Below are 6,191 nucleotides of genomic sequence, written 5' to 3'. Positions count from 1 at the left end.
GTCCGGTATCGCGGTTATAGGCAAGGTTGAATTCTGTCACGCCATCTGTCTTGCCATTAAGCGCATAGGTCGCGGCAATGCTGCCATCGGCATTGATGATCTCAAGCACCTGCTTATCTTCATCATCGCCGATGTAAAAGCGGATATGCCGCACACCGTTGGGCAAGGAAGCAGACGCACCTGTCCCGTCTTCCGTCAAAATCGCCCATGCATCGCCCTCAATCGCCTGGCCAAGCTGGAAGCTCATCACCTGCCAGCCTGCGTCACCGGCAACATCGGTATAAACAGCAGAATTATCAGATTTGAATACGGCCTTTGCATCGCCGCTGCTGCCGTCTGCGGCAATCAGGCGCACATCACCCGCAACCCGGTTCGCGGCAAACGCGACCTGCTCGTGATAGGCAACACCGCCGCCGCGCGTCAGGCTGACATCAACACCAAGCCCCGACCCGGCATAGGACGCCGTGTCATTTCCATCCCCGCCGTCAAGAATATCGCCACCTGCACCACCGATCAGGGTGTTGTCATTGCCATCACCGCGCAATGTGTCGTCAAAGACGGAACCAACGATGTTTTCTACACCCGAAACCACATCGCCAAACGCGCCATCGGCAAAGGCATTGTTGCCCAAATCGGCAATCACGCCCATGCTGGCACTGGCATAAGACAGCGTATCCTGCCCGTCTCCACCAATGACAGTATCCTTGCCGTCGCCAACGATCAGAAGGTCATCACCATCCCCACCATCAAGGACGTCATCGCCATCCCCACCATCAAGGACGTCATCGCCTTGTCGCCCGAAAAGGGTGTCCGAACCATCACGGCCAATCAGAATGTTTTCTGCATCATCACCGGCTAGAGTGTCATCATATGCAGAGCCAAGAACATGTTCGAAATTCGATATCTGATCGCCCTGGGCATCACCACCTGATGCATTGCCCGTTGAAAGATCGACAGAAACACCAGAACTTGAGGCAAAGTAGGAAATGGTATCTTCACCGTCCCCACCATCAAGGGTATCTGCCCCCTTGCCACCTTCAATGCGGTTGGTGCCGTCATCCCCCTTCAAAGTATCCGCATGGGCTGAGCCAGCAATGTTTTCGATATTTACAAGCGTATCACCCGCCGCATGACCACCCGTTGCGGTTTCCGCAGCAAGGTCAACATTAACCCCGGCATTTGACGCGGCGTAACTAACCGTATCGATACCTGTTTCACCGTCGAGATAATCCGACCCTGCCCCACCATCAAGCGTATCGGAACCCGCCCCGCCATAAATAACGTTATTGTTGCTATCGCCTGTAAGCTCATCGCGCAGAGAAGACCCAATAATCCCCTCAAAGTTGCTGATAACATCGCCTTGGGCATCGCCGCCCGATGCTGTGTTATCAGCAAGATTGACCTTCACGCCAAAGGTCGAACCGCCATAGGAAACAAAGTCACCTCCATCGCCCCCGTCAAGAGTATCAGCGCCAAAACCACCGGCCAGAAAATCGTTACCTGAGCCCCCGTTGATGGTGTCATTACCAGTTCCACCGTCTACCCGAATTGCTGACGATCCTGTAGTGGTAAAAACATCATTTCCTGAGTTACCAACGGCTAGCTCGATGCCTGCGACACCAAGGTCCAAAACAAAATCTTCACCTTTTGAGACAAAGAGCGTGTCGTCGCCCTCTCCACCATCCAGCTCTGACAAGAGGTCATCAGCATCAGCAAATATCTGGTCGTTACCAGCTCCTCCTTTGAGGATATCTTTTCCCTCATCGCCTGAAATCAGGTCATCACCCATACCACCTATTAAGGTGTCGTCCCCGGCTTTTCCATTTAGCATGACCGAATTGGTCAAGCCTGATGCGTTAAACATCTCGCGCCCACCCGCGCCAATCGCACCTTCGATGGAGGACGATAGCAATTGCAATTCCAGACCTCGGTCATCAGCGACAACCACAACATCTGTCCCATCGCCACCGTCGATTACTGTATCGTCACGATCCGCAAAAATAAGATCGTCACCTCCCCCGCCGATCAATCTATCCGCTCCGGCACCACCAATCAGCCAATCATTTCCCGAGGAACCTATTAACCAATCATCACCCCCCAGCCCCGAAAGCAATGCTCCCTCAGAACTCGACGTGAACAAAGTGTCCGATAGTGAAGAACCTTGAACAGAAACTGCGTTGTAGATTGCCGCATCCAAGTGAACTGCTTTGGTCACGCTTGAAAGAAGTTGAATACTACCATTGCTCAGTTGTATTGATTGTGTCCCATCCGGGTTCCGACCTTCTTTATAGCCAGCGGCGCTCCCCCGAAGTGTAACATCCCAACCTGCACCCTCAGCTTCCTCACGCGTTTGCCCTGTCCACTGAACCTTGATGCCTGAATGGATGATATTGCCGACATCAACCTGCTCGATCTTTATTTCATCAACCAGTTGAATGCCTTCGATGCCCCATTCAGCAAGCGTCTTGAGCTCCCCCTCTTCACTCTGACCATCCTGATCAAGGTCCTGCCATACTTTGAATTTACTGAATTTCCTGCCGTCGGCTGCTTCTTCTTCGTCGGCGGCATCCAGCCAGCCATCGCCATTGACATCAAAATGTCGAAGCCCTTCCAGATCGGTCTCGGCCCCGTCGACATAATCTACGAAGCTGAGTTCAAGCCGATCGGAAATCTCGCCTTCCGGATCACGGTCATAGACAAGGAACCCGTCCTCGCCCCCGATCCAGCCCATGCGCTCACGATAGCCATCATCATTGATGTCATAGAACGCCGTCGACATATCCATATCAATGGATGAAAAATCACCATCATCATTCAGATCCAGAATGATCGGTTTACCGGAGTTGTCGCTGTCAGAACCACTTTGTGTTTCTTCCGCAGCTTTCTGCTCTGCGGTCTTACCAGCACTGCTTTCATCCTCGTCGTTTCCACCAAAAAGGCTGCCGATTGCGTCAGCTATCCCGCCAAACAACCCGCCAATAGCATTACCAATCTGAGATAGCGCGCCTCCCCGGGCCTCTTGTGCTGCTCTGACTTCGGCCTGTCTCTCTGGAGAAAGTTTATCGAATTCTTCTTTTGGGCCATGCGCAGCAATAGTGCCATCTGAAGAAACATAGTTGCCACGAGAGTCATAATAACCCCCATAGGAGTTGCTGCCACCGATCGGTGCCTTACCGTCATGCGTCGTATAGGTTCCGTCTAGCCGAACCATCGATTGGCGCAGAGAATCATTTAGTTGACTGTATGCATCCTCGAAGCGTTCAAGCTTCACTTCTTCTAGGCTCTTCCCACCAATCGAAACACGCCCGTCAATATCTTCACTTGACAGGTCCGGTCCAATTTTAAGGTCATCGTCTAATACTGACCTAAGATCCTCCGGAAGGATTTCGTCAGCCTCAACCCATTGTTGAGCGAAATTGAGACGCACTGCGTCCACAACACTGTAGCCGACTATTGTTCCCGACAACGTACGAAATGGAACCACTTCATATTGTACAACTTCTAAGTCGAAGCTCTCCCAATGCAGATCTGTAGAAAACGGAGCTGAGAAATCAGCCATTGTTCCGCCCGCAAGCAAATCGTCACCAACGCCGCCGAACACGAAATCGCCGAAAACTCCATAATCCAGCCCGACACCATAAATGCTGTCGATCTCTCCATTAAGGTATTGCTTAGTCTTGCTGTCTGCTCTCTCCACTCGACCAGACCAATTGGAGAAGCTCTCGTTCTGCTGAAAATGCTTCTGAGCCGAAAGGTACTCTTTCACATCTTCTAGTGTTGGAGCTTCATCTATTTGCAATGGATCATCGGCGGGCCTCGACGCTGCATAGACTGGTTCCCCTTGAACCCAACGGCTAAAGGAAGTGGGAGCCCCTGTACGATTGATCCATCCCGCTGCATATGCGACAGCTTCGTGATAGTCAGGGTGTGCTGGATTAAACACACCTTCGCTACCCCATTTATCAGCAGAAGCACTCAACAGTGCTTGAGTCTCCGACAAAAGTGTCTCTGCAACTTCCTCATCTATTTGGGCAACAATTTCTTTGTTCTCGGGCTTTGACAGCAAAGCGTTTGACTTTGCAACAATGCTATCAATCGTTGCCTGCGAAATTAACCCCGCCGCAACATCTTTAACAGGCTTCGGCTTACTGTCATTTTCTCTCGCCCCACGATTTAAGTAATTCAATTCAATTTCGGAAAAATAGCCTGACGGTGCATTATCTACGATTTTTTGAAATAGGGTTGAGGCACCGGGGTTGTGAGCCAAATCACCTTGAAGTGATCCTATCGAAAATCCACTGTCTGCATTCGATGCTGTTAACTCATATGTATGCCTACCAGTCTCGTCTTCTAATCTTTTAACAGCATTAACGACGTAATCTCTGAAATTCAGGTCACTCATTTCGCAATATGCCTTTAATATAATTCGTCATATATAAATCAAAAATCTCATAACGTAGTTTATTTCCATCAAACTCTACCTCACCATCACCGAAAACCCTCTCTTTTCCATATGAAATATATTCACTTCTTTTTTTGAGACCAAATTCATATGGCCACCAATAAAACCCAACATCATTCCACTGACTATTGTCTGGAACTATTAGGTTATTATCCAATCGCAAGAAAATTCTCTCACCTTCTACTTTTAACAACACGGTTCCATCTGGAATGCTGTAGAACTTAACCATCCTAGAAGATGATTTGACATTAATAGAACTGGCACCCTCCATAACATCACACTCATCCTCAACCTTAAATTCCTCCCCCAAGTCGTCCACGTGTAAAAGGTGAAACTTTGTCCCAATTGGTTTGTTTTTTTCCAGGAACTTAAATTGAACATCAAACGGCTCAACGCACTTTTCTTTAAAAAATGAAGTCAATATCTCTCTATCACCCTTCTCAACATACAATCTGCTAATAATCTCCAAAGAATTTGTTTCATATAAAAAATATTTATAGACATCATTTAATACTTGAATATTATTTTCACCAGACCACTCTAAAAAAACAGTATTATCCGACACCCTTCTAAAAGTAACATAAACTACGCCATTATCTACTCTTGGATCTCCATAGATCACCCCATCACCTTCAACAAAGAAAATACTTTGCAGTAAATCACAACCTTCAAATCGTTTTTCACTAAAAAAGCATTCACGACTATCATCTACATCAATATCAAAAGCGTACTTACCTTTTTCCCAAACATAATTCTCGTTTGACCAAGAAATTGAAAAAGGAAAAATGATCAGAAATGCAACTAATAAGAATCTCATAATCATCCAAAACCCATACGATCACGCAACAGAGAAAGAATAATTTCCACCACAGAATTCAAAACCAATTCTCGTCATCAATTTATGGATTCTATTCACTTGAATTCTGGAAGTCGCGTTCACGTAAATTTTTGATGCTGAGTTCTTTTGCGCCCACTTTCGCACTCCATGCATCAACTTGATTGCACCTACCCCCCCTCGCGCAGTCGCATGAACGTAAAAAACAAGTATGTTGACCGCCAAGGCATCCGAAAAGAAGTGACGATCAAGCTTCGCCAATATGAAGCCAGTCGCAACGCCATCACGCTCTGCCAGAATAAGAAGGTATCCGTGATTTCCAGATAGGACCTTTGTTCCCAACGCACGGAGCTTGTCCGGGTTATAGGGCATATCGCGAAACTGGCTTTCGGCATGCAGGGCGCGGCCTAGCTCGATTGCGGTTTCGACATCCTGTTCGGTAGTTGCCATACGGATCTTTACGGACATCTTTACTTCCTGAGTTCTATTATCTTCACATTTGCATGGGGCATTTCGTTCCGTCTCAGCGCTCCCTTAACGCTTCATCGCCATACTTCATCACGGGCGACAGCAGGAATTCGATAATCCGCCGCTTCCCGGTTTTGACTTCGACAGATGCCGTCATCCCCGGTGTGAGTTTGACCATCCGGCCATCGGCAAAGATTTCTGACGTATTCAGGCTCGCCCTAACCTCATAAACCAAACCAAGATCTTCATCCTGAATGGCATCACGGGAAATGCTTTTGATCTTCCCATCAATCTTGCCGTAGCGGGTGAAGGGGAAGCTGTCGATTTTGATTACCGCATCTTGGTTGGTGCGGACAAACCCGGCATCCTTGTTTTGCACCTTGGCAACGACTTCAAGCTCCACATCATCGGGCACAACCACCATCA

General features: G+C 48.3%; 3 protein-coding genes and 1 pseudogene. All 4 read right to left on the bottom strand.

The window, feature by feature from the left end:
• Positions 1-4,402, bottom strand: a pseudogene (locus tag ACN0YH_RS27960) (hypothetical protein); the annotation flags it as partial.
• Positions 4,395-5,279: a hypothetical protein gene (locus tag ACN0YH_RS27955; protein ID WP_417382901.1), complete on the bottom strand. Its 885-nt coding sequence runs from the start codon at positions 5,277-5,279 to the stop codon at positions 4,395-4,397. The gene ACN0YH_RS27955 and the pseudogene ACN0YH_RS27960, both read right to left, overlap by 8 nt.
• Before the next feature lie 21 nt (positions 5,280-5,300).
• Positions 5,301-5,765, bottom strand: coding sequence for a GNAT family N-acetyltransferase (locus tag ACN0YH_RS27950; protein ID WP_417382900.1), 465 nt, complete (start codon positions 5,763-5,765; stop codon positions 5,301-5,303).
• Between the two features lie 55 nt (positions 5,766-5,820).
• On the bottom strand, positions 5,821-6,191 hold a 371-nt coding region (locus ACN0YH_RS27945), incomplete at its 5' end, for an HlyD family efflux transporter periplasmic adaptor subunit (RefSeq protein ID WP_417382899.1).

It is taken from the genome of Gimesia sp., from assembly GCF_048262075.1.
Taxonomy (GTDB): domain Bacteria; phylum Planctomycetota; class Planctomycetia; order Planctomycetales; family Planctomycetaceae; genus Gimesia.
The sequence above is the reverse complement of the archived record's forward strand: the minus strand, read 5'-3'. Positions and strand labels throughout refer to the sequence as shown.

Excerpts from the sequence above, each read along its gene's own strand:
- ACN0YH_RS27950 (WP_417382900.1), bottom strand. The coding sequence starts at position 5,765 with ATGTCCGTAAAGATCCGTATGGCAACTACCGAACAGGATGTCGAAACC.
- ACN0YH_RS27955 (WP_417382901.1), bottom strand. The coding sequence starts at position 5,279 with ATGAGATTCTTATTAGTTGCATTTCTGATCATTTTTCCTTTTTCAATT.